The sequence below is a fragment of the Shewanella aquimarina genome, assembly GCF_023349185.1.
Lineage (GTDB): Bacteria > Pseudomonadota > Gammaproteobacteria > Enterobacterales > Shewanellaceae > Shewanella > Shewanella aquimarina.
The window spans coordinates 211295-234557 of the sequence record NZ_JAKIKY010000001.1 but is presented as its reverse complement, the minus strand read 5'-3'; the positions used below and the strand labels follow the sequence as shown (position 1 = coordinate 234557).

General features: G+C 51.6%; 17 protein-coding genes and 3 tRNA genes. 14 read left to right on the top strand and 6 right to left on the bottom strand.

Features of this window, described 5'->3' with window-relative positions:
• Position 1: 1 nt before the first annotated feature.
• The gene (locus L2731_RS00955) at positions 2 to 2113 is read right to left on the bottom strand and encodes an MtrB/PioB family decaheme-associated outer membrane protein (RefSeq protein WP_249251437.1); all 2112 of its coding nucleotides are present in this window, start codon (positions 2111 to 2113) and stop codon (positions 2 to 4) included.
• Positions 2114 to 2128: 15 nt separating this feature from the next.
• Positions 2129 to 3091, bottom strand: a complete 963-nt coding sequence (locus L2731_RS00950) for a DmsE family decaheme c-type cytochrome (RefSeq protein ID WP_415836993.1) — start codon at positions 3089 to 3091, stop codon at positions 2129 to 2131.
• A gap of 399 nt (positions 3092 to 3490) precedes the next feature.
• On the opposite strand from L2731_RS00950, the gene L2731_RS00945 reads away from it, so the two are divergent.
• The 3 genes from L2731_RS00945 to glnS all read left to right on the top strand — a co-directional run bounded on the left by L2731_RS00945 (position 3491) and on the right by glnS (position 7893).
• Positions 3491 to 3730: a FeoA family protein gene (locus tag L2731_RS00945; protein ID WP_011866315.1), complete on the top strand. Its 240-nt coding sequence runs from the start codon at positions 3491 to 3493 to the stop codon at positions 3728 to 3730.
• Entirely contained in the window at positions 3723 to 6017 is a 2295-nt protein-coding gene (gene feoB, locus L2731_RS00940; protein ID WP_249251434.1) for a Fe(2+) transporter permease subunit FeoB, read from the top strand. The genes L2731_RS00945 and feoB overlap by 8 nt, the downstream gene beginning before the upstream one ends.
• A 205-nt stretch (positions 6018 to 6222) precedes the next feature.
• Positions 6223 to 7893 carry a glutamine--tRNA ligase gene (gene glnS / locus L2731_RS00935; RefSeq protein WP_239851391.1) on the top strand — a complete coding sequence of 557 codons (1671 nt, stop codon included), beginning with the start codon at positions 6223 to 6225 and terminating at the stop codon, positions 7891 to 7893.
• A gap of 120 nt (positions 7894 to 8013) precedes the next feature.
• Here glnS and L2731_RS00930 read toward each other — a convergent pair whose 3' ends face one another.
• Positions 8014 to 8610 (bottom strand): Yip1 family protein, encoded by a 597-nt coding sequence (locus tag L2731_RS00930; protein ID WP_041509378.1) that lies wholly within the window; start codon positions 8608 to 8610, stop codon positions 8014 to 8016.
• Between the two features lie 250 nt (positions 8611 to 8860).
• On the opposite strand from L2731_RS00930, the gene miaE reads away from it, so the two are divergent.
• Positions 8861 to 9625 carry a tRNA isopentenyl-2-thiomethyl-A-37 hydroxylase MiaE gene (gene miaE, locus L2731_RS00925; protein ID WP_239851390.1) on the top strand — a complete coding sequence of 255 codons (765 nt, stop codon included), beginning with the start codon at positions 8861 to 8863 and terminating at the stop codon, positions 9623 to 9625.
• 33 nt (positions 9626 to 9658) lie between these two features.
• On the opposite strand, the gene L2731_RS00920 is transcribed toward miaE, so the two are convergent.
• A complete protein-coding gene (locus L2731_RS00920; protein ID WP_041509559.1) occupies positions 9659 to 10387 on the bottom strand; it encodes a UDP-2,3-diacylglucosamine diphosphatase in 729 nt (242 codons plus the stop codon).
• Positions 10388 to 10405: 18 nt separating this feature from the next.
• On the bottom strand, positions 10406 to 10900 hold the full coding sequence (locus tag L2731_RS00915) for a peptidylprolyl isomerase (RefSeq protein ID WP_249251432.1): 495 nt from the start codon (positions 10898 to 10900) through the stop codon (positions 10406 to 10408).
• 264 nt (positions 10901 to 11164) lie between these two features.
• Between L2731_RS00915 and cysS the strand changes: the two genes are divergently transcribed.
• Positions 11165 to 12544: a cysteine--tRNA ligase gene (gene cysS, locus L2731_RS00910; RefSeq protein WP_249251430.1), complete on the top strand. Its 1380-nt coding sequence runs from the start codon at positions 11165 to 11167 to the stop codon at positions 12542 to 12544.
• A 182-nt stretch (positions 12545 to 12726) separates the two neighbouring features.
• Here the strand turns inward: cysS and folD are convergent, their stop codons facing one another.
• Positions 12727 to 13581 carry a bifunctional methylenetetrahydrofolate dehydrogenase/methenyltetrahydrofolate cyclohydrolase FolD gene (folD, locus tag L2731_RS00905; protein WP_249251428.1) on the bottom strand — a complete coding sequence of 285 codons (855 nt, stop codon included), beginning with the start codon at positions 13579 to 13581 and terminating at the stop codon, positions 12727 to 12729.
• A 345-nt stretch (positions 13582 to 13926) separates the two neighbouring features.
• Here folD and L2731_RS00900 point away from each other — a divergent pair.
• The 9 genes from L2731_RS00900 to ppiD all read left to right on the top strand — a co-directional run bounded on the left by L2731_RS00900 (position 13927) and on the right by ppiD (position 22958).
• A tRNA-Pro gene (locus L2731_RS00900) sits at positions 13927 to 14003 on the top strand.
• A 63-nt stretch (positions 14004 to 14066) separates the two neighbouring features.
• Positions 14067 to 14143: transfer RNA gene (locus L2731_RS00895), tRNA-Arg, on the top strand.
• Positions 14144 to 14151: 8 nt separating this feature from the next.
• Positions 14152 to 14227, top strand: a tRNA-His gene (locus L2731_RS00890).
• Between the two features lie 252 nt (positions 14228 to 14479).
• Positions 14480 to 15784: a trigger factor gene (tig, locus tag L2731_RS00885; RefSeq protein ID WP_239851383.1), complete on the top strand. Its 1305-nt coding sequence runs from the start codon at positions 14480 to 14482 to the stop codon at positions 15782 to 15784.
• 89 nt (positions 15785 to 15873) lie between these two features.
• Positions 15874 to 16485: an ATP-dependent Clp endopeptidase proteolytic subunit ClpP gene (clpP, locus tag L2731_RS00880; RefSeq protein WP_041509383.1), complete on the top strand. Its 612-nt coding sequence runs from the start codon at positions 15874 to 15876 to the stop codon at positions 16483 to 16485.
• Between the two features lie 84 nt (positions 16486 to 16569).
• Complete coding sequence (gene clpX, locus L2731_RS00875; protein WP_041509384.1) at positions 16570 to 17850, top strand: ATP-dependent protease ATP-binding subunit ClpX; 1281 nt, start codon at positions 16570 to 16572, stop codon at positions 17848 to 17850.
• 126 nt (positions 17851 to 17976) lie between these two features.
• Complete coding sequence (gene lon, locus L2731_RS00870; RefSeq protein ID WP_239851381.1) at positions 17977 to 20334, top strand: endopeptidase La; 2358 nt, start codon at positions 17977 to 17979, stop codon at positions 20332 to 20334.
• A 259-nt stretch (positions 20335 to 20593) separates the two neighbouring features.
• The gene (locus tag L2731_RS00865) at positions 20594 to 20866 is read left to right on the top strand and encodes an HU family DNA-binding protein (RefSeq protein ID WP_011866302.1); all 273 of its coding nucleotides are present in this window, start codon (positions 20594 to 20596) and stop codon (positions 20864 to 20866) included.
• Positions 20867 to 21092: 226 nt separating this feature from the next.
• Positions 21093 to 22958 carry a peptidylprolyl isomerase gene (gene ppiD / locus L2731_RS00860; protein ID WP_249251427.1) on the top strand — a complete coding sequence of 622 codons (1866 nt, stop codon included), beginning with the start codon at positions 21093 to 21095 and terminating at the stop codon, positions 22956 to 22958.
• Positions 22959 to 23263 lie beyond the last annotated feature (305 nt).

The following is a 23263-nucleotide window of genomic DNA, read 5'->3' as shown; positions in this document are numbered from 1 at the left end:
GTTACAGCTGGTAACTCAGGGTCACTCCAAAGTAGTGGGCGTTGTAATCATGGCTGAGGTCACCGAAGGTCAAGACGTTGGGGATGCTGTCTGGCATCAGCTTGTCGTTGGCCCAGTCGGCGTCTTGGTATTGCTCGAAGATCCAATCCAGCCGCAGCCCCAGGCTCTCGCTGAGATTAAAGTCGGCGAAGGCGTTGAGATTGTGCCGGGTGGCGTAATAGCTGCCATAGGGGCTGTGCAGGCCTTGGCTGATCTCTGTGTCACTCTGGCCGTCGTTATAGCTGTAGTTGAGGCCGAGCCGCAGACGGTTCTCCATCAGGGCGTCGTAATTGAACCCGGCACCGATAAGGGTCGCCTTATCCTTGGTGGTGGCAAACCAGTTGGCACTACCGAAGTTGTTACTGCCCGCCTGATCGCTGTCGCGCCAGTCCTGATTGACGAAGGCGCTCAGGTTAATCTGCTCATTCAGGGCATAGTTGGCGGAGAGATCATAACCCTGGCTATCGACCTGAGTCAGGCCTATCTGGGTGTCTGTGTAGTCATCCTGCATCAGATGCAGGTTGAGCGTGGCGCTGAGTGCCTCGCCGCTAAAACTGGTGTAGAGGCCATAACGCTGGCGCTCACGATCGGCCAGATAGCTGCGCCTTAACAGCGGGTTGTTGGGGCGATTGCTGACTCTCGAGCCCAGATATTCGCTGCCGCCGCGATCCTCAAACTCGGCCTTGAGCCAGGCTTGCCATTGGGAGGAGAGCCGATAGTGGAGCTTGGCCGTAACATCTGATGTCTGCAGGCTGTCGCGGTCGAGGGCGTTGTAGTTGTTGTGTTCATACTGGTATTGCAGATCCAGATAGAGGCTGCGGGTAAAGCGATACTTGGCCCCCAGATTAGCCTGTTGACGGGTTCGGTCATAGGCCTGATTAAGCTTATCGCCGCTGTAGTAGCTGTCGGTAATGATCTGCGGGTAACTCAAGATCTCAGACTTGTTGTCGCGATCGCGATAGTCGTAGCCGGCCCTGAGGCTGAGCTCTGGGGTGAGACGCCCGAGATACTTAAGCTTCATCTCCAATAGATCTACCTGACCGTCGAGATTACTTGCCGGCAGCATGGGGGAAGGGCCGTTGATGGTGGCCGGTAGATAGGTTTGATCTTGGGTCATGCGGCTAAAACCTAGATGCATCAGCACCTGCTGACCCGGGGCGGAGAATTGGCTGTGAGCCGCGACGCGATAGGCCTTGTTATCGGGCGCTACAGCGCTCTGGCCATAATAGGCGGCGCCGAAGGTGGGGCTGAACGCCGATTGCCAGTGCAGGGCATTGATATCGTTCTTGTAATGACTTAGCTCGGCATCTATGCCGGTCAGCCATTGATCGCCGCGAAAGTAGAGTTTGCCTTCGATGCGATCGCTCTTGTCGTCGACACGCTCCGCCAGCATGGTGCTGTTGGTGAGCAGATTGGCGCTGGCACGGCGATTGCCTTGACGCTGCTCATGTTGGTAGCCGAGGCTAGCCTCGTAGAAGCTGCCAGTATAGGCGGCGTCGAGACGGTAGCGGTCACGGGTGATCTTAAGCTCACTCGCCATCAGGCTATCGTTTAGGCTGCTCATCTGATCGGTTGTGGCGGCGCTCTGCCATTGGCTGGGGAGTTGCCAACTGCTGTCATTCAGCCGATAGGGGCTGAGCGCATCATTATTATCGAAGTGGGCAAAACCTCGATAGCTGGCGGCTATCTGGTATTGGCCCTTGCGGCCGGTCGTTAAGCTAGCAGAGCCAGCGTCATAGCCTAGGCGGTCTGCCTTAAATTGGGTCTGGTAGCCAGAGGCCTTCTTGTGGGTTAGATCTGCCTCCAGGCTCGCCACGGCGCCATCGGTATCCGAGCCCGTGGTGTTGCCAAAACGGCTATCACTGCCGTCGTTATAGGCGACGCCGACGCCTACCTCACCTGTGGTTGCATCTTTGACCTCACAGCGCTGGCATTTCCAGGCGTCCATCTTCACCTGACTGCGGTTGGCCGACGCCAGATCGTACCCCTGAGCCGATGCAAGGCTGCTGAGGATAGAGAGGGTCAGCAGGCTGAGTGGCCAAGCGCGTGTTTGAGTCCCTTTGAGTCTGTTCATCGCTATGCTCCCTCATTAACGTTGCAGTAGTTTGCCCGATGGATGGTTAGAGCCATGCACCTGGTTGTGGCAGTTGAGGCAGCTTTGGCCGCCGTTGAAGGCATTAGGGCTGTTGGCAAATACCGGATTGGCGGCGTGACCGTCGCTGGCGTGGCATTGCTGACAAAGCTGAGGGGGCTTGGCGATCAACATCGCCTCGTTGACGCTGCCGTGGGGGTTATGACAGTTGGCGCAGTTGTCGGTGACGGGCGCATGCTCCCACAGTTTAGGCCCACGCTTCTCGCTGTGACAGGCATAACAGTTGTCATTGACGCTCATCTGCTTCAGGCTCGCCTCGCCCAAACCGCCGTGGGGATTGTGACAGTCGCTGCAGACCATCTGCTGCCACTTCATTGGGTGGCTGCTGCGTTTATGTAAGTCGGCCTTTTGCTGGGCATGACAGCTGGTGCAGACGGCGACCTCCTGGCTCTTATCGCTAATGGGGTCGTGATCCGTGTGCACCTGATGACAGTCGCTACAGGCGACATCGGCATTGTCGTGATGATTGCCACTCCAGGCCATGCGCTGGTCATCGTTGTGGCAGCTCGTGCAGACGCTGTTTTGTTTCTCGGCGGGAACAGGGGAATTGGCGCCGAAGGTGATCATAGGTTCCTTACCCCCGCGGTTATGTTTCCCCATGGGGCCGTGGCAGGCTTCGCACTGCAGGTCGGCCATGGGAGACCCTTTTACCTGGGGATTGCCATGTACACCGTCAAATAGTGCCATGACGGTTTGGTTCTTGCGATGGCACATGAGGCAGCTATCGGCGCCCTTGGGGGAGTATTGCCCCTGTGCAAATTTGTTATCGAGGATCTTCTCTACCTCTTCACCAGGCATCTTGTCCCAGGGAGTCGCCTGAGCGAATAATCTAAAGAGGGGAGTTAGCGCGAGCAGGGCCGTTAGCCAGAGGGCTGACTGCCAATTAGATTCCTTTTTCATCATCATCCATCCAAGCACAGTGAGGTTTTTAGTTGTTATCTTTATGAATTACTAATTTACCAAAGCTAAATAATAGGTGGGATTTGTGACGAATGTGTAAATTTTGTGCCGATAAATCGCGGTTAAAAATGAGGTATTTGAGCGAATTAGCACTTTATGTGATCTAGATCACGCTAAGTGCCAGGGCTGGGACGTAAAATTGGCCGCTAATGAAAATGGTTCTCATTTAATGATCTCGTTTACTGATTGAGATATCTGTCACATAATATAAAATACAATTGAAAATTATTATCGTTTCCAATCATAAATATTGATCTAGATAAAGTTATTGGAAGCCTTGCTCCGTTAGAATCTGGTGTAGTTCAGATTTATCGAGACCTGAAAAGGTAGAGTTGCAATATGAAATTAAGCGAATTAAAGCCTGGCGATAGTGCTGTGATCTCCGAGGTGGGCCAGATTAGCCTGCCTGCGGTAGTGAAACGCAAGCTTTTATCTATGGGGATCACCCCAAACACCTCTCTGACCCTATTACGACGTGCACCATTGGGCTCGGGATTAGAGTTGGCCATTCGTGGCAGTAAGTTATGCATGCGTAAGGATCTGGCAGAAGTAATCGAGGTGGAGCTGGCTCATGGCTAAACAATTTCATTGTGTGACCGTTGGTAACCCTAATGCGGGCAAGTCAACACTCTTTAACGCCCTCACAGGTGCCAATCAGCAGGTGGGTAACTGGTCAGGGGTGACGGTTGAGAAGAAGACAGGGGCCTTTACCCTGAATGATACCCAGGTGCTGCTGACAGACTTGCCGGGTATCTATGATCTGCTTCCTGCCGGTAGCAGCTGTGACTGCTCCCTCGATGAGCAGATTGCTCAGCAGTATCTGGCCGAGGCGCAGATGGATGGCATCATCAACCTGGTGGATGCGACTAACATCGAGCGTCACCTGTACCTGACCGTGCAGCTGCGCGAACTTGGTATTCCTATGGTGGTGGTGCTCAATAAGATTGATGCGGCCAAGGCTCAGGGGATTGAGGTCGATGTCGACAAGATGAGCCAGCAGTTAGGCTGCCCAGTGATCGCCGTCTGCTCTCGCGATGTTAACGACATCAAGCAGGTACAGGCTCAAGTGGTAGATCTGCTAGATGGCAAGGTCTCTGAGGCGCCATTGGTACTAAATTACGACGCCGATATTGAGGCGGGCATCAAGGCGCTGTTTGAGCGTGATAGTCAACTCAGTCGAGGCCGCGCACTGGCGATGATGGGCAACGGCCTGGGTTGTGGCCAGTGTAAGAATGGTCAGATGCTGTCTGAGGTGTCCCAGTGCTCCGAGCGCCTGGCGGCGCAGGGCAAGGATATCGAGATCATGGTGGCCACCACACGTTTCGATTTCGTGCAGCAGGTGTTTAATCAATCGGTGAAAGACAGTGAGCAGCTCACTCTGAGCGATCGCTTAGATAAGCTGGTGTTACATCCGATAGCAGGCGTACCCGTATTCCTGTTTGTGATGTACCTGATGTTCATGTTCAGTATTAACGTCGGTAGCGCCTTTATCGATTTCTTCGACATCACGGCCGGTGCCCTGTTTGTCGATCACCTCGGCGCCCTGATGACCAATATCGGTGTTCCAGCCTGGTTGGTAACTGTGGTTGCCGGCGGTATAGGCCAGGGTATCCAAACCGTTGCCACCTTTATTCCCGTTATCGCCGCTCTGTTCCTGGCACTCTCTGTGCTGGAAGGCTCGGGCTATATGGCGCGCGCCGCCTTCGTGGTCGATGGCCTGATGCGTCGTATTGGTCTGCCGGGCAAGGCGTTTGTGCCTATGATCGTCGGTTTTGGCTGCTCGGTACCTGCCATCATGGCAACCCGTACCTTAGGCAGCGAGCGTGAGCGCATCGTGACGGGTATGATGGCGCCCTTCATGTCTTGTGGTGCACGTTTACCGGTTTATGCCCTGTTTGCGGCGGCCTTCTTCCCCGAGTCGGGTCAGAACCTGGTGTTCCTGCTGTATATCATTGGTGTGCTGGCCGCGATAGGAACGGGTTTACTGCTACGTTCAACCTTGCTTCCGGGCAGCAGCAGCGCCGTGGTGATGGAATTGCCTAACTACGAGACGCCTAAATTCAAGGCGGTGATGGCAAGAACCGGCAAGCGTACTAAGAGCTTTATTCTAGGCGCGGGTAAGACGATCGTTATCGTGGTCACCCTGCTTAACTTCATCAACGCAATCGGTGTCGATGGCAGCTTCGGCCACGAAGACAGCTCTGAGTCTGTGCTCAGTGTGGCGAGTCAGAAGGTGACTCCGCTCTTCTCACCAATGGGCATAGAGCAAGATAACTGGCCGGCAACTGTGGGTATTATCACGGGGATTTTCGCGAAGGAAGCCGTGGTAGGTACGCTCAATAGCCTCTACTCTACCGCAAGTGGTGAAGAGGAAGATCTGGCGCCGCTGTCAGAGAGCTTTAGTGAAGCCTTGGCGACCATTCCAGAGAACCTGTTTGGCATCGCGCCTGAAGATCCGCTGTCAATGTCTGTTGGTGATATTGAGAGCATAGAGACAGCCTCGAGCGAGCTGGATGTAGATACCTCAACCTTTAGTGCGCTGCAGAGTGGCTTTAGCGGTGTGACGGCAGCCTTTGCTTACCTGCTGTTCATCTTGCTCTATACCCCTTGTGTGGCGGCCATGGGCGCCCTGGTGGGTGAGTTTGGACCGCGCTGGGCAACCTTTGCCGCCACCTGGACCTTCGGCTTGGCTTACGGTACCGCGACCATCTTCTATCAGGCGATGACATTTGCGGCGCACCCATTGCAGTCTGGGCTGTGGATCGGCTTCTTCTTAGTCGCGCTGGTGGTCTTCTACCTGTGGCTCAAGCGCAAGGGGCAGCGTGCTCAGACCATCATACCTGTGATTAACGTGGTGACAGAGTAGATTTAAGCTTGATGTAAAACAGTTTGTTAAACCGAGAAAAGCAGCGATAATTCGCTGCTTTTCTGTTTTTGCGCTAAATCATGGCAGTTTTTGCGATTTGGCCGTTGTAACGAAGCGAAATCTGTAGGAATATGCAGGTTTTCTCCCATTAGTCTCGAGCGGCAGCTGTGCGCCCGATGAAATAGAGTTCGCAAAGAGGATTTCCATGAGTCATGTGGACACCGAAGTACGTCCTAGTAACTTCATTCGTAACATCATAGATGAAGATTTAGAGAGCGGTAAGCACACCCGAGTGCACACACGTTTTCCGCCCGAGCCAAACGGTTATCTTCATATTGGTCACGCAAAATCGATTTGTTTAAACTTCGGTTTGGCGCAGGACTATAAGGGGCTATGTAACTTACGTTTTGATGATACCAACCCTGAGAAAGAGGATATCGATTACGTTAACTCTATTCAGGCAGACGTGCATTGGTTAGGTTTCCAGTGGGATGGTGAGATCCGCTACTCGTCTAACTATTTCGACCAGCTGCACCAGTACGCGGTAGAACTGGTTAAGAAGGGATTAGCTTATGTCTGCTTCCTCAATGGTGAGCAGACTCGTGAGTACCGTGGCACCCTGAAGGAGCCTGGTAAGAACAGTCCTTATCGTGATACCTCTGTCGAAGAAAACCTAGCGTTATTCGAGAAGATGCGTAAGGGTGAATTTAAAGAGGGTGAGTGTGCACTGCGAGCCAAGATCGATATGGCATCCCCCTTCATGTGTATGCGTGATCCTGTGATCTATCGTATCCGTTTCGCCCATCACCACCAGACTGGCGACAAGTGGTGCATCTATCCTATGTATGATTTCACCCACTGTATCTCTGATGCGCTGGAAGATATCACGCATTCGCTCTGTACGCTTGAGTTCCAGGATAACCGTCGTCTGTACGACTGGGTGCTGGATAACCTGGATGATTTCCAGGCGCCAAACCGTACCCGTCAATATGAGTTTTCACGCCTGAATCTGGAATACACCCTGATGTCTAAGCGTAAGCTCAATGACCTCGTGGTTCGTGGCCTGGTATCAGGCTGGGACGACCCACGTATGCCGACTATTGCCGGTCTGCGTCGTCGTGGCTATACGCCTGCCGCTATTCGTGAGTTCTGCCGTCGTATCGGCGTGACTAAGCAGGAGAACATGGTCGAAGTGAGCATGTTGGATGCCTGTATTCGTGAAGAGCTGAACGAGCATGCACCTCGCGCCATGGCGGTGATCAACCCGGTTAAGGTTGTCATCGAAAACTACCCAGAAGGGCAAGTTGAGAAGCTATCGGCGCCAGCACACCCAAGCATAGAGTCTATGGGGCAGCGTGAGCTGGTGTTTGGTCGCGAGCTTTATATCGATGCCGACGATTTCCGTGAAGAAGCCAACAAGAAATACAAGCGTCTTGTTCAGGGCAAGGAAGTGCGCCTGCGTAATGCCTATGTGATCAAGGCTGAGCGTTGCGACAAGGATGAGGCTGGCAATGTCACCACCATCTACTGTACCTATGACGATCAGACGCTAGGTAAGAATCCTGCCGATGGCCGTAAGGTAAAAGGGGTGATCCACTGGGTTGAGGCCACAAGTGCCGTACCAGCCGAGTTCCGTCTATATGACAGACTCTTTAATCAGCCAAATCCGGCGGCTGCAGAGACGGTCGATGAGGTGCTGAATCCTGAGTCCTTGGTGGTCAAGCATGGTTTAGTCGAGCCAGGCCTAGTTAATGCAGAGGCCGAGAAGGCCTATCAGTTCGAGCGTGAAGGTTACTTCTGCGCCGACAGTAAAGACTCATCGCCTGAACACCTGGTGTTTAACCTGACGGTTGCTCTGAGAGATTCTTCTAACTAAGTTAACGCTTGGTACTAAAAAAGGCTTTAGGTGATTCCTAAAGCCTTTTTTGTATCTCAGGTTAACCTATGCCGGCTACTGATAATTTTTCCTATTGATACCTTCTCTTATCGATACCTTCTATTGATACATAGGGCCTAAGCCGAAGCTCCACAGGATGACGCTCGAGGCCATCAGGGCGACTAACAGCACAAGGCCGGCGGTGACGACCGAACTGGCGTAGATAAAGCCCTTCTCTTCGGGAATGTTCATTATGATAGGTACCCCGGTGTAGAGCAGGTACACAGAGTAGGTCAGCCCCACCAAGCCTACGATCATCATAAACCAGAGCGCAGGATACAGGGCCGCAAGACCCACCATAAAGAGTGGTGTGGCGGTATAGGCCGCCAGCTCTATCGCCTGTGTGTAGCTTGGCTGAGCATCGAAGGTCTTTGCCATCCAGTAGGCCAGGTAGGCCAGGGCGAATACCCCGGCAATCAGGCCGAAATACATGCTAATCGACATCATCAATGCGCTTTGCTTAGTGAGGAACAGGGGATCAGATACCCCTAGATTCCAGCCGAACATGGTGGAGGCAAGATAGGTGCAGACGGCTGGAATGAGGGCGATCAACAGGACATGGCTAAGACTGCTTCTCAGCGCTTCGTGGTTTTTCTCAATTGTGTGCCACTCTTCTTTCGGATGAGTGTATAACCCCATTAAGTGATTTAATATCATTATAATTATCCTTGTTCAGCTTTCATTTTGTGCTCGCCAAACTTCAGACGAACCCGCATTGCCTGTTGGTCTGCTACCCAATAGACCTCAGGCTCCCAAACAGTCCTATAAGGACTGACATAGTTTATTTATTGAACATAAACTTAGACTAGTCAAGCTAACTTTCATCTGTTAGGCAGATGGACCTGCCTAAGGCTGTCTTTTAAGGGTAGAATAGTCGGCGTCTGTCCGTTTAACCCCCGAGTGTGTCATGCAAGCCTTATTAGCGCCGATAAAGCAGTTCTTACAATGTGAAACCCCAGATGAGTGGATTGCACTCGCCAGCCAGAGCGAGCAGCTTGCTGCGCTGCTTATCGATCACTGTAACTGTGAGCTGAAGGCGGCGCAGACGGCGATGTTTTTGATCCGTAAGTACGCGGTCGATAAGGCAAGCGGTGATAAGCTGCTCGAGTGGGCTAAGCCCTATGAGGAATTCGTTTACAACAAGTCACGGGACATAGATGCCTTTCTGGCGCGGGACGTGAAGAAAAATGAGCTGGTGGGTGAACTCACTGCCAAGCCTGGAGTCGATTATGGCCCAGACCTTATAGCAAAGATGGTGCGTCTGATAAAGGAAGAGTTTCACCATTTTGAACAGGTGCTGGAGATCATGCAGGCACGTAACATACCCTATCAAAATCTCACCGCCGGGCGTTACGCAAGAGGGATGATGCGCGGGGTGCGCACCCACGAACCGGCGACCTTAGTGGACAAGCTGATCGTCGGCGCCTTTATCGAGGCGCGATCCTGTGAGCGTTTCGCCAAGCTGGCCCCCCATCTCGATGAAGGCTTGAGTAAGTTCTACGTATCTCTGCTACGTTCGGAGGCGCGCCATTATCAAGATTATCTGGTGTTGGCCCAGGCCATTTCTTCAGAGAATATCGACGAGCGTGTGGCACATTTCGCCAGGCTGGAAGCCGAGCTGATAAGCGCGCCAGACAGTGAGTTCAAGTTTCACTCGGGAAGGCCTTGCTAAGGTACACTTAATCTAGGCTGGTGAATGAACGCCTTAGGCGTCAGTTTCGCTGAAAGGCAAGCTTTGCAGGCTCACCTGCTCGGGACTCACTTTTAATACGCTGCCTTGCTCATACCAGTCTCCCACCACGATTCGCTGGCCATTATTGGCGAGCTGGTGAATGTCGGGTCTATGGGTGTGACCATGGATCATGCGCTTAGCGCCAGTTTGCGCCATGAGCTGTGCTACCGCGCAGGGCTCCACATCCATGATGCTATAGCTTTTTAGCTGATTGCTCTGCTTACTCTTGCTTCGAAGCTTGTCGGCAATGGCGATGCGCTTCGACTTAGGCAGGTGATTGTAGATGAACTTGGCCCACGACATATTTCTAAAGCGGCGGAATCTCTGATAGGCCTTATCTAGGGTGCACAGGCTATCGCCATGGAGCAACACACTAGGCTGACCATAGAGGTCTAGGCAATATACCTCGGGTAAGAGTGTCATGCCCGAACGCTCGGCATATGCTTTACCCAGGAGGAAGTCGCGATTGCCATGGATGAAGTAGATTGGGGTGTGAACCGAGAATTGCTTTAAGCGCTCGGCAAGTTCTAGGGCAAAAGGCTCGGCGATATCGTCTCCCACCCATACTTCAAACAGATCCCCCAGGATATAGAGGGCGTCGCAGTGGGTGACATCTTGACTAAGAAATTGATGGAAGGCGCTTAGGATATCGGGGCGATCGGCACTGAGGTGCAGATCGCCCACAAACAGGGTGTAGTTCAACAAGTGTCGGCCCTGTGATTACTCTTCGACTGTCACGTTTTCGATGACGACAGCTTCTAGCGGAACGTCTTGGTGCATGCCGCGGTTGCCGGTAGCAACAGCCTTGATCTGGTTAACCACATCCATGCCTTCGGTGACTTTACCAAACACACAGTAACCCCAACCTTGTACTGACTCAGACTTGAAGTCGAGGAAGGTGTTGTCGTTGATGTTGATGAAGAACTGTGCGGTGGCCGAATGAGGATCAGAGGTGCGGGCCATGGCGATGGTGCCGACAAGGTTAGAAAGACCATTGTTGGCTTCGTTCTCGATCGCTTCGTTGCAACGCTTTTGCGACATATCTTCGGTGAAGCCACCGCCCTGGATCATGAAACCGTCGATTACGCGGTGAAAGATGGTGCCGTCATAGAAACCGTCTTTTGCGTACTTAATGAAGTTCGCTACGGTTGCTGGTGCTTTTTCGGCATCGAGTTCGAGTTTAATAACACCGTGGTTGGTTTGCATTGTGATCATATGACTGTATCTCATCATGGTTACTTATTCAGATAGCGCCAGATTCTAGCCTATTAACCTGGGCGCATAAAGGGATGGCGTGACTTTTATCCCTGCGAACATGCTTTACAGCTCGATCTACACTCGCATTTTAGGCTATCGGGTGTGAAGAATGTGCGAGGGCACAAAAAACGCTTTAGATTCACGCAATCACGCTGGAAGCGGCCGTTTGCAGGTGGTAGACTGAGCGGCCTATTTGTTGTCAATTATCTGTAGAGAATATCAATGTTGAAGCTATACAACAGTCTTACCCGCAAAAAAGAGGAATTTAAGCCAATACAGCCAGGTAAAGTCGGCATGTATGTCTGCGGGGTAACCATATATGATTTGTGTCATATAGGTCACGGACGTACGTTTGTTGCTTTCGACATGATCGTCAGATACCTAAGATATATCGGCTATGACGTGAATTTTCATCGTAACATCACGGATGTCGACGATAAGATCATCAAGCGCGCCACCGAGAACGGCGAGAGCTGCGACACGCTGACCGAGCGTCTGACACAAGAGATGTATCGTGACTTCGATGCGCTGCATATGAAGCGCCCCGATTTCGAGCCTCGTGCTACTCAGCATATGCCTGAGATCATCGAGATGGTCGAGCGTCTGCTTGAGCGAGATCATGCCTATATTGCCGCTAATGGCGATGTACTCTTCAGTGTGGCGTCATTCCCTGAATACGGTCGTCTGTCAGGACAGAATCTCGATCAGCTGCAGGCGGGCGCCCGCGTCGAGGTTGACGAGAACAAGCGCGATCCTATGGATTTCGTGTTGTGGAAGATGTCCAAGCCGGGCGAGCCGACATGGGATTCGCCATGGGGCCCTGGTCGTCCTGGCTGGCACATCGAATGTTCGGCGATGAACAGCAAGCATCTGGGTGAGCATTTTGACATCCATGGCGGTGGCTCTGATCTGCAGTTCCCCCACCATGAGAATGAGATCGCTCAGTCTTGCTGTGCCCACGACACCCCTTATGTAAACTACTGGATGCATACGGGTATGGTGATGGTGGACAAGGAGAAGATGTCTAAGTCGCTCAATAACTTCTTCACCATTCGTGACGTGCTCGAGCATTATGATGCCTCGACCGTGCGTTACTTCCTGCTGTCGGGCCATTACCGCAGTCAGCTAAACTACTCGGAAGATAACCTCAAGCAAGCCAAGGCGGCGCTCGAGCGTCTTTATACCGCGCTCAAAGATCTGGATCTGACCGTCGAGGCGGCGCCGGCAGAGGAGTATGTGGCCAAGTTTAAAGAGGCGATGGACGACGACTTCAATACGCCTGAGGCTTACTCAGTGCTGTTTGATATGGCCCGTGAGATCAATCGCCTCAAGGCAGATGATATGAATGCGGCCTCTGCCCTGGGTGTGAGCATGAAGCAGCTGGGTGACGTGCTAGGGATCTTAGAGCTGGATGTGGATAGCTTCTTTAAGGGCGAGGGTAGTGAGGATGAGGTGGCGCAGATCGAGGCCTTGATCGCCGAGCGTAACCGTGCCCGCGCCGAGAAGGACTGGGCTGCGGCCGACGTGGCTCGCGATGGCCTGAATGCCCTGGGCGTGATCTTGGAAGATGGCCCTGGCGGCACCACCTGGCGTAAGAAGTAAAACCTTCTTATAACGGTTGGAACAAGAAAGCCTGCACTTAGTGCAGGCTTTCTTGTTTCAGGGGCCAGCGGCTTAGCTAAAGCCTTTTATATCAGTCCTTGATACTAACCTTTGATATCAGCCCCCGATCTTAATCCCTAATATGAGTAGCGATTATCGGTCGTGATGATTCGTCATGATAGTTAGTCATGATAGTTTTCGGCGGCGTACAGGGTATTTTCCAGCAGGCTGGCGATGGTCATAGGGCCGACACCACCCGGAACGGGGGTAATATGACTGGCGTGCTCGGCAGCCACATCATATTCCACATCGCCCACGAGTTGACCGCTCTCTAAACGGTTGATCCCCACGTCGATAACGATGGCGCCCGGTTTAATCCACTCACCAGGAATAAAGTTAGGCTTGCCTACGGCAACGATCAGCAGATCTGCGCGGCGTACCTTATCTTCGAGGTCACTGGTGAAGCGATGACAGGTGGTCGTGGTGCAGCCAGCCAGCAGCAGTTCCAGGGTCATGGGTCGGCCGACGATGTTAGAGGCGCCTACGACGACGGCGTCTAAGCCATAGGTGTCGACACCTGTTGACTTGATAAGCGTCATGATCCCCATCGGCGTGCAAGAGCGCAGCACTGGGATGCGTTGAGCCAGACGACCCACGTTGTATGGGTGGAAGCCATCGACATCTTTATCCGGACGGATTCGCTCGATCACCTTCGACTCTTCGATATGATCCGGCAGTGGCAGCTGAACTAAGATACCGTCTATGCTTGGATCTTCGTTACATCTGTCGATCAGGGCGAGTAGATCGGCCTCCGAGGTTTCGGTAGGCAGGTCAAAAGATTGCGACAGGAAGCCGACCTCTTCACAGGCGCGGCGCTTACTGCCGACATAGACCTGAGAGGCGGGATCGGCTCCCACTAAGATAACGGCTAATCCCGGCACACGTTTTCCGGCCTCTTTGCGGGCGGTTACTTTGGCACTCAGTTGCTTTCGAATGGATTGAGCAATCGCTTTGCCATCGATTATTTGGGCTGTCATGGGGGGTGGATTTCCTTAATATGGCGCGATAATAAAAAATCGGCGACATTTTAACAGGGGGGGCGGAAACTGTCATTGACTTCGCTCGATAACAGTCAGTTCTAATATATGGATAATGTCGGCCAGGCTACAGTGCTCCTCTGCTTTGTGTAAGACGACAGGATGTGGGCTGAAATAGACTAAATGCCCTGATATTTGCCTTAATTGTCTAATAAAGTTTCGGATAGCTGTTTAAATAGTCAGGCGCGCAGGCATTGCAAAAAAATCGTTGACGCTAACCATATGAGGGGATAATATGCGCTCCGTTCTCGACGACACCCTGTGTATGGTCAAGAATAAGATTCTCGGTGATTAGCGCAGTCCGGTAGCGCATCTGGTTTGGGACCAGAGGGTCAGAGGTTCGAATCCTCTATCACCGACCAAATTTTTAAATAACGTGGAGACGTTATTTGCCCTGTTAGGATATGAACCAAGTTCATAACGACGCGCCCGTAGCTCAGTTGGATAGAGCATCCGCCTTCTAAGCGGATGGCCGCAGGTTCGAATCCTGCCGGGCGTACCAAATCAGTGGTGATTGTAGCTCAGTTGGTAGAGCCCCGGATTGTGATTCCGGTTGTCGTGGGTTCAAGTCCCATCAGTCACCCCACTTCTTTCGAAGAAAATAAAAAAAGCGACCTCTGGTCGCTTTTTTTACGTCCGTAATTAGGGCTTTGAGGCTCGACTATGCCGAAAACCGTGGCTATAATGTCGCGTCTTGATAAATTTCAACTATGTGCGACGACTGCCAAACCCAGTTACCAAGGCATTTTAGTCGTTTTTTTAGATCAAGAAACGAATACCTTAATAGTTGATGATTCGGCTATTACAAAAGACGTTTGACATATTTCGAGGTAAAACAATGCAAGTTTCTGTAGAAACAACACAAGGTTTAGAGCGCCGCCTAACTATCTCTGTTCCTGCTGAGCAGATTGAAAAAGCCGTTTCTGATAGTTTGAAAAATGAAGCTAAGCGTGCACGTATTCCTGGTTTCCGTCCAGGCAAGGTACCTGTAAGCGTGATCAACAAGCGTTATGGTAAAGCGATTCGTCAAGAGATCACTGGTGAAGTGATGCAGCGTAACTTCGTTGAAGCCATCATCGCAGAAAAATTAAACCCAGCGGGTGCACCTACTTTCGTTCCTGGTGAGACCGATGCTGAGAACTTCCAGTTTGTTGCTACTTTCGAAATCTACCCAGAAGTAGAACTAAAAGGTCTAGATGCGATTGAAGTTGAGCAACCAACTGCCGAAGTAACTGACGCCGATGTTGACGCTATGATCGAAACCCTGCGTAAGCAACACGCTACTTTCGAAGCGGTTGACCGTGCAGCTGCCGAAGGCGACAAGGCGAAGATCGACTTCGTTGGTTCTATCGACGGTGAAGAGTTCGAAGGCGGCAAGGCTGAAGATTTCGAACTACAACTAGGTAGCGGCCGTATGATCCCAGGTTTCGAGTCTGGTGTTGAAGGTCACAAGGCCGGTGAAGCATTCGATATCGAAGTGACTTTCCCTGAAGACTACCACGCAGAAAACCTGAAAGGTAAAGTGGCTAAGTTCGCTATCACTCTGAAAGAAGTGCAAGCGGCTAACCTGCCAGAAGTGAATGACGAGTTCGCTAAGCTGTTCGGCGTTGCCGACGGTGGCCTGGAAGCGCTGAAAGTTGAGATCCGTAAGAACATGAGCCGTGAACTTGAGCAAGCGCTTAAAGCTAACGTGAAAGATCAGGTTCTAAATGGTCTGCTAGCGCAAAACGAAATCGACCTGCCTAAGGCTCTGATTGACGGTGAAGTTAACGTACTTCGTCAACAAGCTATGCAGCGTTTCGGTAACCAAGCCGCTAACATGCCTGAGCTGCCAGCTGACCTGTTCACCGAGCAAGCTGAGCGCCGCGTAAAAGTGGGTCTGCTACTTGGTGAAGTGATCAAGACTAACGAGCTGAAAGCTGATGACGAGCGCGTTCAAGCACTGATCGCTTCTATGGCTTCTGCCTACGAAGATCCAAAGGAAGTTATTGAGTACTACAATAACAACCAAGAGATGATGCAGAACATGCGCAACGTTGCCCTAGAAGAGCAAGCCGTTGAAGCACTGCTGAAATCAGCTAAGGTTACCGAGAAAGCAGTTCAATTCGAAGAATTTATGAACAAGGCTACTGGTCGCGCGTAACCTATGCTTGACTTAAATGGCTGTTAGCCATTTATAATGGCTCGTATGAGGCTCCTCATGCGGGCCGTTTTTATTTAGGGAAGTTAATAATGCAAAATGCGCCAGAATCAGTACTGAATGCACTTGTGCCTATGGTCGTTGAACAAACTGCCAAAGGGGAACGTTCATATGATATTTATTCTCGTCTGCTCAAAGAGAGGGTGATCTTTCTCGTTGGTCAGGTTGAAGAACATATGGCTAACCTGATCGTTGCTCAGCTACTGTTCCTCGAGTCTGAGAGCCCAGATAAAGATATCTATCTTTATATTAATTCTCCTGGCGGCTCGGTTACGGCGGGGATGGCGATTTATGATACCATGCAGTTTATCAAGCCTAACGTTAGCACTGTGTGCATCGGCCAGGCCGCCAGTATGGGCGCCTTCCTGCTTGCCGGTGGTGCCAAAGGTAAGCGTCACTGTCTGCCTAACTCACGTGTCATGATCCACCAACCATTAGGTGGCTTCCAAGGTCAGGCTTCTGACATCGCGATTCATGCACAAGAGATTTTGGGCATTAAGAATAAGCTAAACCAGATGCTTGCCGACCATACTGGCCAGCCGCTGGAAGTGATCGAGCGCGATACGGATCGTGACAATTTCATGAGTGCCACCGAGGCGGAAGCCTACGGATTGGTTGACTCTGTGCTCGATAAACGAGGCTGATATTTGTCGCTTGCTGAGCTATGATCAGTAAAAGGCGTAAGAGAAGAATTGTGCAGTGAGTGAAACTGCAAAAGAGGTAAACTAATGGGCGACAACAAAAGTAACGGTGATAGCGGGAAACTGCTGTACTGCTCTTTTTGTGGAAAGAGTCAGCATGAGGTTCGTAAGCTCATCGCTGGCCCTTCTGTGTATGTATGTGACGAGTGTGTAGAGCTTTGCAACGATATTATCCGTGAAGAGATCCGTGAGATATCGCCAAAGCAAGATCAAGATAGATTACCTACGCCACATGAGCTCAGAGCGCATCTTGATGACTATGTCATAGGTCAAGAGAAGGCTAAAAAAGTCTTATCTGTTGCTGTATATAACCACTATAAGCGTTTAAAGAATGCTACGCCTAAAGATGGTGTCGAGCTGGGCAAGAGTAACATCCTGCTTATCGGCCCAACGGGTAGTGGTAAGACGCTGCTTGCCGAGACCTTAGCTCGGTTCTTGAATGTGCCTTTTACCATGGCTGATGCCACCACGCTGACCGAAGCCGGTTATGTGGGTGAGGATGTCGAGAACATCATTCAGAAGCTGCTACAGAAATGTGACTATGATGTCGAGAAGGCGCAGCGCGGTATCGTCTATATCGATGAGATCGATAAGATTAGCCGTAAGTCAGATAATCCATCGATCACCCGCGACGTGTCCGGTGAAGGCGTGCAGCAGGCACTGCTTAAGCTGATCGAAGGCACAGTGGCTGCCGTACCGCCCCAAGGCGGACGTAAGCATCCTCAGCAGGAGTTCTTGCAGGTCGATACCTCTAAGATCCTCTTCATCTGTGGCGGCGCCTTTGCGGGCCTTGAGAAGGTGATTGAGCAGCGCTCTCACGTGGGCACCGGCATTGGTTTCGGCGCGGAGGTGAAAGGCGAGGCCGATAAGGCAACCATCTCTGATGTGTTGTTGCAGGTAGAGCCGGAAGATCTGGTGAAATACGGTCTGATCCCTGAGTTCATCGGTCGTCTGCCTGTGCTGGCAACCCTGGCTGAGCTGGATGAAGCCGCCCTGATTCAGATCCTATCTGAGCCAAAGAACGCGCTGACTAAGCAGTTTGCGGCACTGTTCGAGATGGAAGGGGTCGAGCTGGAGTTCAGAGAAGATGCGCTTAAGGCGATTGCTCTGAAGGCAATGGAGCGTAAAACCGGTGCTCGTGGTCTGCGTTCAATCGTCGAAGGCATACTGTTGGATATCATGTATGACCTGCCATCGACAGAAAACGTAGCCAAGGTGGTTATCGATGAGTCTGTGGTTAAGGGCGAGTCGGCTCCTATCCTCATCTACGAAGCCAACGAGACGCAAGCGGCTGTGGCTGAACAATAATTCGGCTAATACCAAGCGAATCAAACATAAAGGAGTCCAGTGGGCTCCTTTTTTTATTTTTGCCATTGAAACCCACTGAAACACCCCAATATACTCATTAATATTGTTACCAAACGGAATCGAGCTATGACCTTAGAGCGTGAAGCGCGAATCGAACTCCCGGTACTGCCATTGAGAGACGTGGTGGTTTACCCCCATATGGTTATTCCCCTGTTTGTCGGTCGGGAAAAATCTATTCGCTGCCTGGAAGCGGCGATGGAGCAAGATAAGCAGATTATATTAGTGGCCCAGCGCGATGCTGAATTAGATGAACCGACCAGCGATGATATCTTCGAGGTCGGTACCGTCGCCTCTATCTTGCAACTGCTCAAACTGCCTGACGGCACGGTGAAGGTGCTGGTCGAAGGTGGCCAACGTGCCCGAATCGACAAGTACACTCAAGAGACCGAATTTTTTGTGGCGACCGCCCAATACCTCGAATCGGAAGAACTTGCCGATAAGGAAGAGGAGGTGCTGGTACGCTCGGCCATCGGCCAGTTCGAAGGTTATATCAAGCTAAACAAGAAGATCCCGCCAGAGGTGTTGACCTCACTGTCGGGTATTGATGAGGCCGCGCGCCTTGCCGATACCATGGCGGCTCATATGCCGTTGAAGCTGGAAGACAAGCAGGCGGTACTCGAGATGGTGAATGTCTCCGAGCGTCTGGAATATTTGATGGCCATGATGGAGTCGGAAATCGATCTGCTGCAGGTGGAGAAGCGTATCCGCTCCCGCGTCAAGAAGCAGATGGAGAAGAGCCAGCGCGAGTATTATCTCAACGAGCAGATGAAGGCGATTCAGAAGGAACTTGGGGATATCGACGAGTCTCACGACGAGTTCGAGACCCTGACCCGCAAGATTGAAGAAGCCGGCATGCCGAGTGAGGCCAAAGAGAAGGCCACCGCCGAGCTCAACAAGTTGAAGATGATGTCGCCTATGTCGGCCGAGGCCACGGTAGTGCGCAGCTACGTCGACTGGATGATCTCTGTACCTTGGAAACAGCGCTCTAAGATTAAGCGCGATCTGGCCAAGGCCCAGGATGTGCTGGACACAGACCATTATGGTCTGGAAAAGGTCAAAGAGCGTATTCTCGAGTATCTGGCGGTGCAGAGCCGCGTGAAGCAGCTTAAAGGCCCTATCCTTTGTCTGGTGGGCCCACCGGGTGTGGGTAAGACCTCTCTGGGACAATCTATTGCCAAGGCAACAGGCCGTAAATACGTGCGTGTCGCGCTCGGTGGCGTGCGAGATGAAGCCGAGATCCGAGGTCATCGCCGTACCTATATCGGCTCAATGCCGGGTAAGGTGATTCAGAAGATGTCTAAGGTTGGGGTTAAGAACCCACTCTTCCTGCTCGATGAGATCGATAAGATGAGCAGCGATATGCGTGGTGACCCGGCATCGGCGCTGCTTGAGGTATTAGACCCTGAGCAGAATGCGACCTTTAGCGATCATTACTTAGAAGTGGATTACGATCTCTCTGATGTGATGTTCGTGGCGACCTCTAACTCGATGAATATTCCTGGGCCACTGCTGGACCGTATGGAAGTTATCCGCCTGTCGGGTTATACCGAGGATGAAAAACTCAACATTGCTAAGCAGCATCTGCTGCCTAAGCAGATCGAGCGTAACGGCCTCAAAGCCAGCGAAGTCAACGTCGATGAGAGCGCCATTATTGGCATCATTCGCTACTACACCCGTGAAGCTGGTGTGCGTGCGCTTGAGCGTGAGCTGTCTAAGATCTGCCGTAAGGTGGTTAAACAGATCCTGCTCGACAAGTCGGTGAAACATGTGGATGTCAATCAAGACAACCTCAAGTCTTTCCTCGGCGTTCAGCGCTTCGACTATGGTAAGGCGGAGTCGAACAACCAGATTGGCCAGGTGACAGGTCTTGCCTGGACCGAAGTGGGTGGCGATCTGCTTACCATAGAGGCCACCTCTGTGCCGGGTAAGGGTAAGCTAACCTATACCGGGTCACTGGGTGATGTGATGCAGGAGTCGATTCAGGCCGCCATGACTGTGGTGCGCGCCCGCGCAGAGCAGCTTGGTATTAACCCTGACTTCTATGAGAAGCGCGACATCCATGTTCACGTGCCCGAAGGGGCGACGCCGAAAGACGGTCCATCTGCAGGTGCAGCCATGTGTACCGCACTGGTCTCTAGCCTGACCGGTAACCCGGTGCGCGCCGATGTGGCCATGACGGGTGAGATCACCCTGCGTGGTGAAGTCCTGCCAATCGGTGGCCTTAAAGAGAAGCTACTGGCGGCCCATCGAGGCGGTACTAAGCTGGTGCTGATTCCTAAGGAGAACGAGCGTGACCTCGAGGAGATCCCGGCTAATGTGGTGGCCGACCTTGAGATCAGGCCGGTACGTTGGGTGGATGAAGTGCTTAAGCTGGCGTTAGAACAACCAATCGAAGGCTTTGAAGTTGTTAAAAATTTGGTCTAACGCAAGAAAATGCCTATTTGCATTAAAAAAAATGCAAAAAGGGGCTTTTTAAAATCTAAACCTGTGGTAGCCTAGGTCTGTGGATAGCATTTTAGCTGCAGCCCTTGGCGCTGCTGGTTTTTAGGCTTATTCCAATTTTATTTCTTAGGTTTTCCTATTTGGCTTGAACTTTAGTTTCAAGCTTGTTATAAAAAGCCTCCGCAGACCGCTCTAGAGAAGGATTTGGTTGCGGCGCAAAAATTAAATTCAAGGGGATGACATGAACAAATCTGAACTAATCGAGAAAATCGCTTCTGGCGCTGATATTTCTAAAGCAGCAGCTGGTCGTGCTCTAGATTCTTTTATTTCTGCTGTGACTGACGGCCTAAAAGATGGCGATAAAATTTCTCTAGTTGGTTTTGGTACTTTCGAAGTGCGTCAACGCGCAGAGCGTACTGGTCGCAACCCACAGACGGGTAAAGAGATCAAGATTGCTGCGGCAAACATTCCAGCATTCAAGGCCGGTAAAGCACTTAAAGACGCTGTTAACTAAGAAACACTTAGTTAAGGTGGCCTTTGTAAACCTTATGAGTAGTTTGATAAGCACTGTTTAGGCAGTGCTTTTTACGAGTAAGGGTTTTGATAATGTATACCCTCATTATCAAGCCGTTGGCCTAACATTACGCACTGTGTAAACTAGGTCTACAAATTACAGAAATGGCGCATCCTCCAATAGGTGATGCGCCTTTTTATTTTTATTGCAACGAGCGAGAAGTCTGATGTTAGAAAAGATTCGCGAAGGCTCACAGGGCGTGATTGCTAAAGGCATTCTCGTTCTTGTTATTCTGTCCTTTGCATTTACTGGCGTGAGTAGCTATTTGGGTTCATCTTCTGAGCCGAGCGCGGCCACGGTTAATGGTGAAGAGATCAGTAAATCTGCACTGGAGCAAGCCTATCAAAGCGAGCGAGCTCGATTAGAGCAGCAACTGGGTGACATGTACAACACATTGGCCAGCAACGAAAGCTACCTGGCGAGTGTAAAGCAGAACGTATTAGAGCGCCTGATCGCCGACAAGTTGGTGGATCAAGCCGCTGCCGACTTAGGGCTTACCGTGTCTGATCAACAGATCAAGGCGGCTATCATGAATGAGCCGGCTTTCCAGGTTGATGGCAAGTTTGACAACGACCGTTACCTTGCGCTTATTCGTCAGCTAGGTTATCAGGCCAACAGCTTCCGCGACATGATGCGTGGTGACATGACACGTCGTCAGTTAGTGGTGACGGTTGTCGGTTCTGAATTCGTGTTGCCTGGTGAAGCCGAGTATCTGGCCAAGATCCAGGGACAAACCCGTGACATTCGTTACCATGTGGTCGATGCCGAGCCTATGCTGGCCGCTGTAAGCGTGAGCGACGAAGAAGCGAAAACCTATTATCAGCAAAACCAGTCACTGTTCGTGCGTCCTGAGACCATCGCACTGGATTATATCGAGCTAAGTGCCAATCAGTTGGCCTCGGCAGTTCAGGTGAGCGATGAAGATGCTAAGACCTATTACGACGAGAACAAGGCGCAATATCTGCAGCCTGAGAAACGTCTTGCCGCGCATATCTTGGTGAGCCTGGGTGATGACGAAGATGCAGCTAAGGCTAAGGCCGAAGCGATCATGACTAAGCTCAAGGCGGGTGAAGATTTCGAGGCATTAGCCAAGACTGACTCTGACGACAGCTTCAGCGGTGAGCAAGGCGGTAAGCTGGATTGGTTTGAGCAGGGCGTGATGGAATCACCTTTCGATCAGGCGTTATTCGCCCTGGAAAAGGGTCAGTATTCAGACATAGTGAAGACTAGCTTCGGTTACCATATCATCAAGCTACTGGATCTACAGGCGGCATCTACCTCTCCATTTGAGGCGGTGAAAGACAAGATCGTTGCCCAGATCCAGCAAGACAAGGCAGTTAACGAGTTTTATACCTTGCAACAGCGCCTGTCTGACGTGAGCTATGAAGTGCCTGATACGCTAGCCGAGGCGGCTAAAGAAGTGGGCGTTGAGGTGAAGACCAGCCCGGTATTTACCCGTGACAACGCACCTGAGCCGCTTAACTCGGCCGACGTCATCAAGGCAGCGTTCTCTAATACTGTGCTGCTCGACGGCATGAACAGTGATGTGATTGAGCTGGGTGATAACCATGTGGTCGTGGTGCGTGTGAACAAGCACGCTGCGGCGGGTACTATGGAATTTGCCGAAGTGAAGGCGACAATCATCGAGCGCCTCAAGCAAGATAAGGCCAACGAGCTGGCACGCGACCAGGCGCAAGAGATGATGACGGCCATCAAGGGCGGCGAAGTTCCAGCGGATATGCTAGCTCGTACCGAGTTGAGCCGTGGCGAGCAAGGTATCGATACCTCTATCGTCAGCAAGGCATTCGAGATGGCGCAGCCTGCTGGTCAATTCGTGGTTGATACTGCGGCGCTGGCTAACGGTTATGCCGTGGTGATCCTCGATAAGGTGAATCAAGCCGAGAGTGTGGATGAGAGCCTGGTAACGGCACTCAAACAACGTCTGAACTCACAGTACAGTGAAAATGATTACCGCGCGCTTATCGCGGCGCTGAAGGCTCAGGCGGAAGTGGTTTACACACCAGCCGAGTAACTATTTCAAAAGCGAAATAAGTGAATAAAAGCCAGTCCCTGTGACTGGCTTTTTTGTTGCTAAGATTTGGCCCGATGGCATTCAATTCGGTTGCCTGTGTGTTTAGAGCGACAATCCGACTAGAGGGAGATCAGCCTGAGTTGCTGTTTAGAAGGTATTTCCACCGATTTGGTAGGGGAGGTGAGTGTCGATAACTTCCTTCTATCGAGTGTATGGCCGCGGCTTCTATCCAGTAGCGGTTAGCATTTACCGTTACAACTATTACTCTGGATTATCTTCTATGGGGGATAGGTAGGGAGATTGTC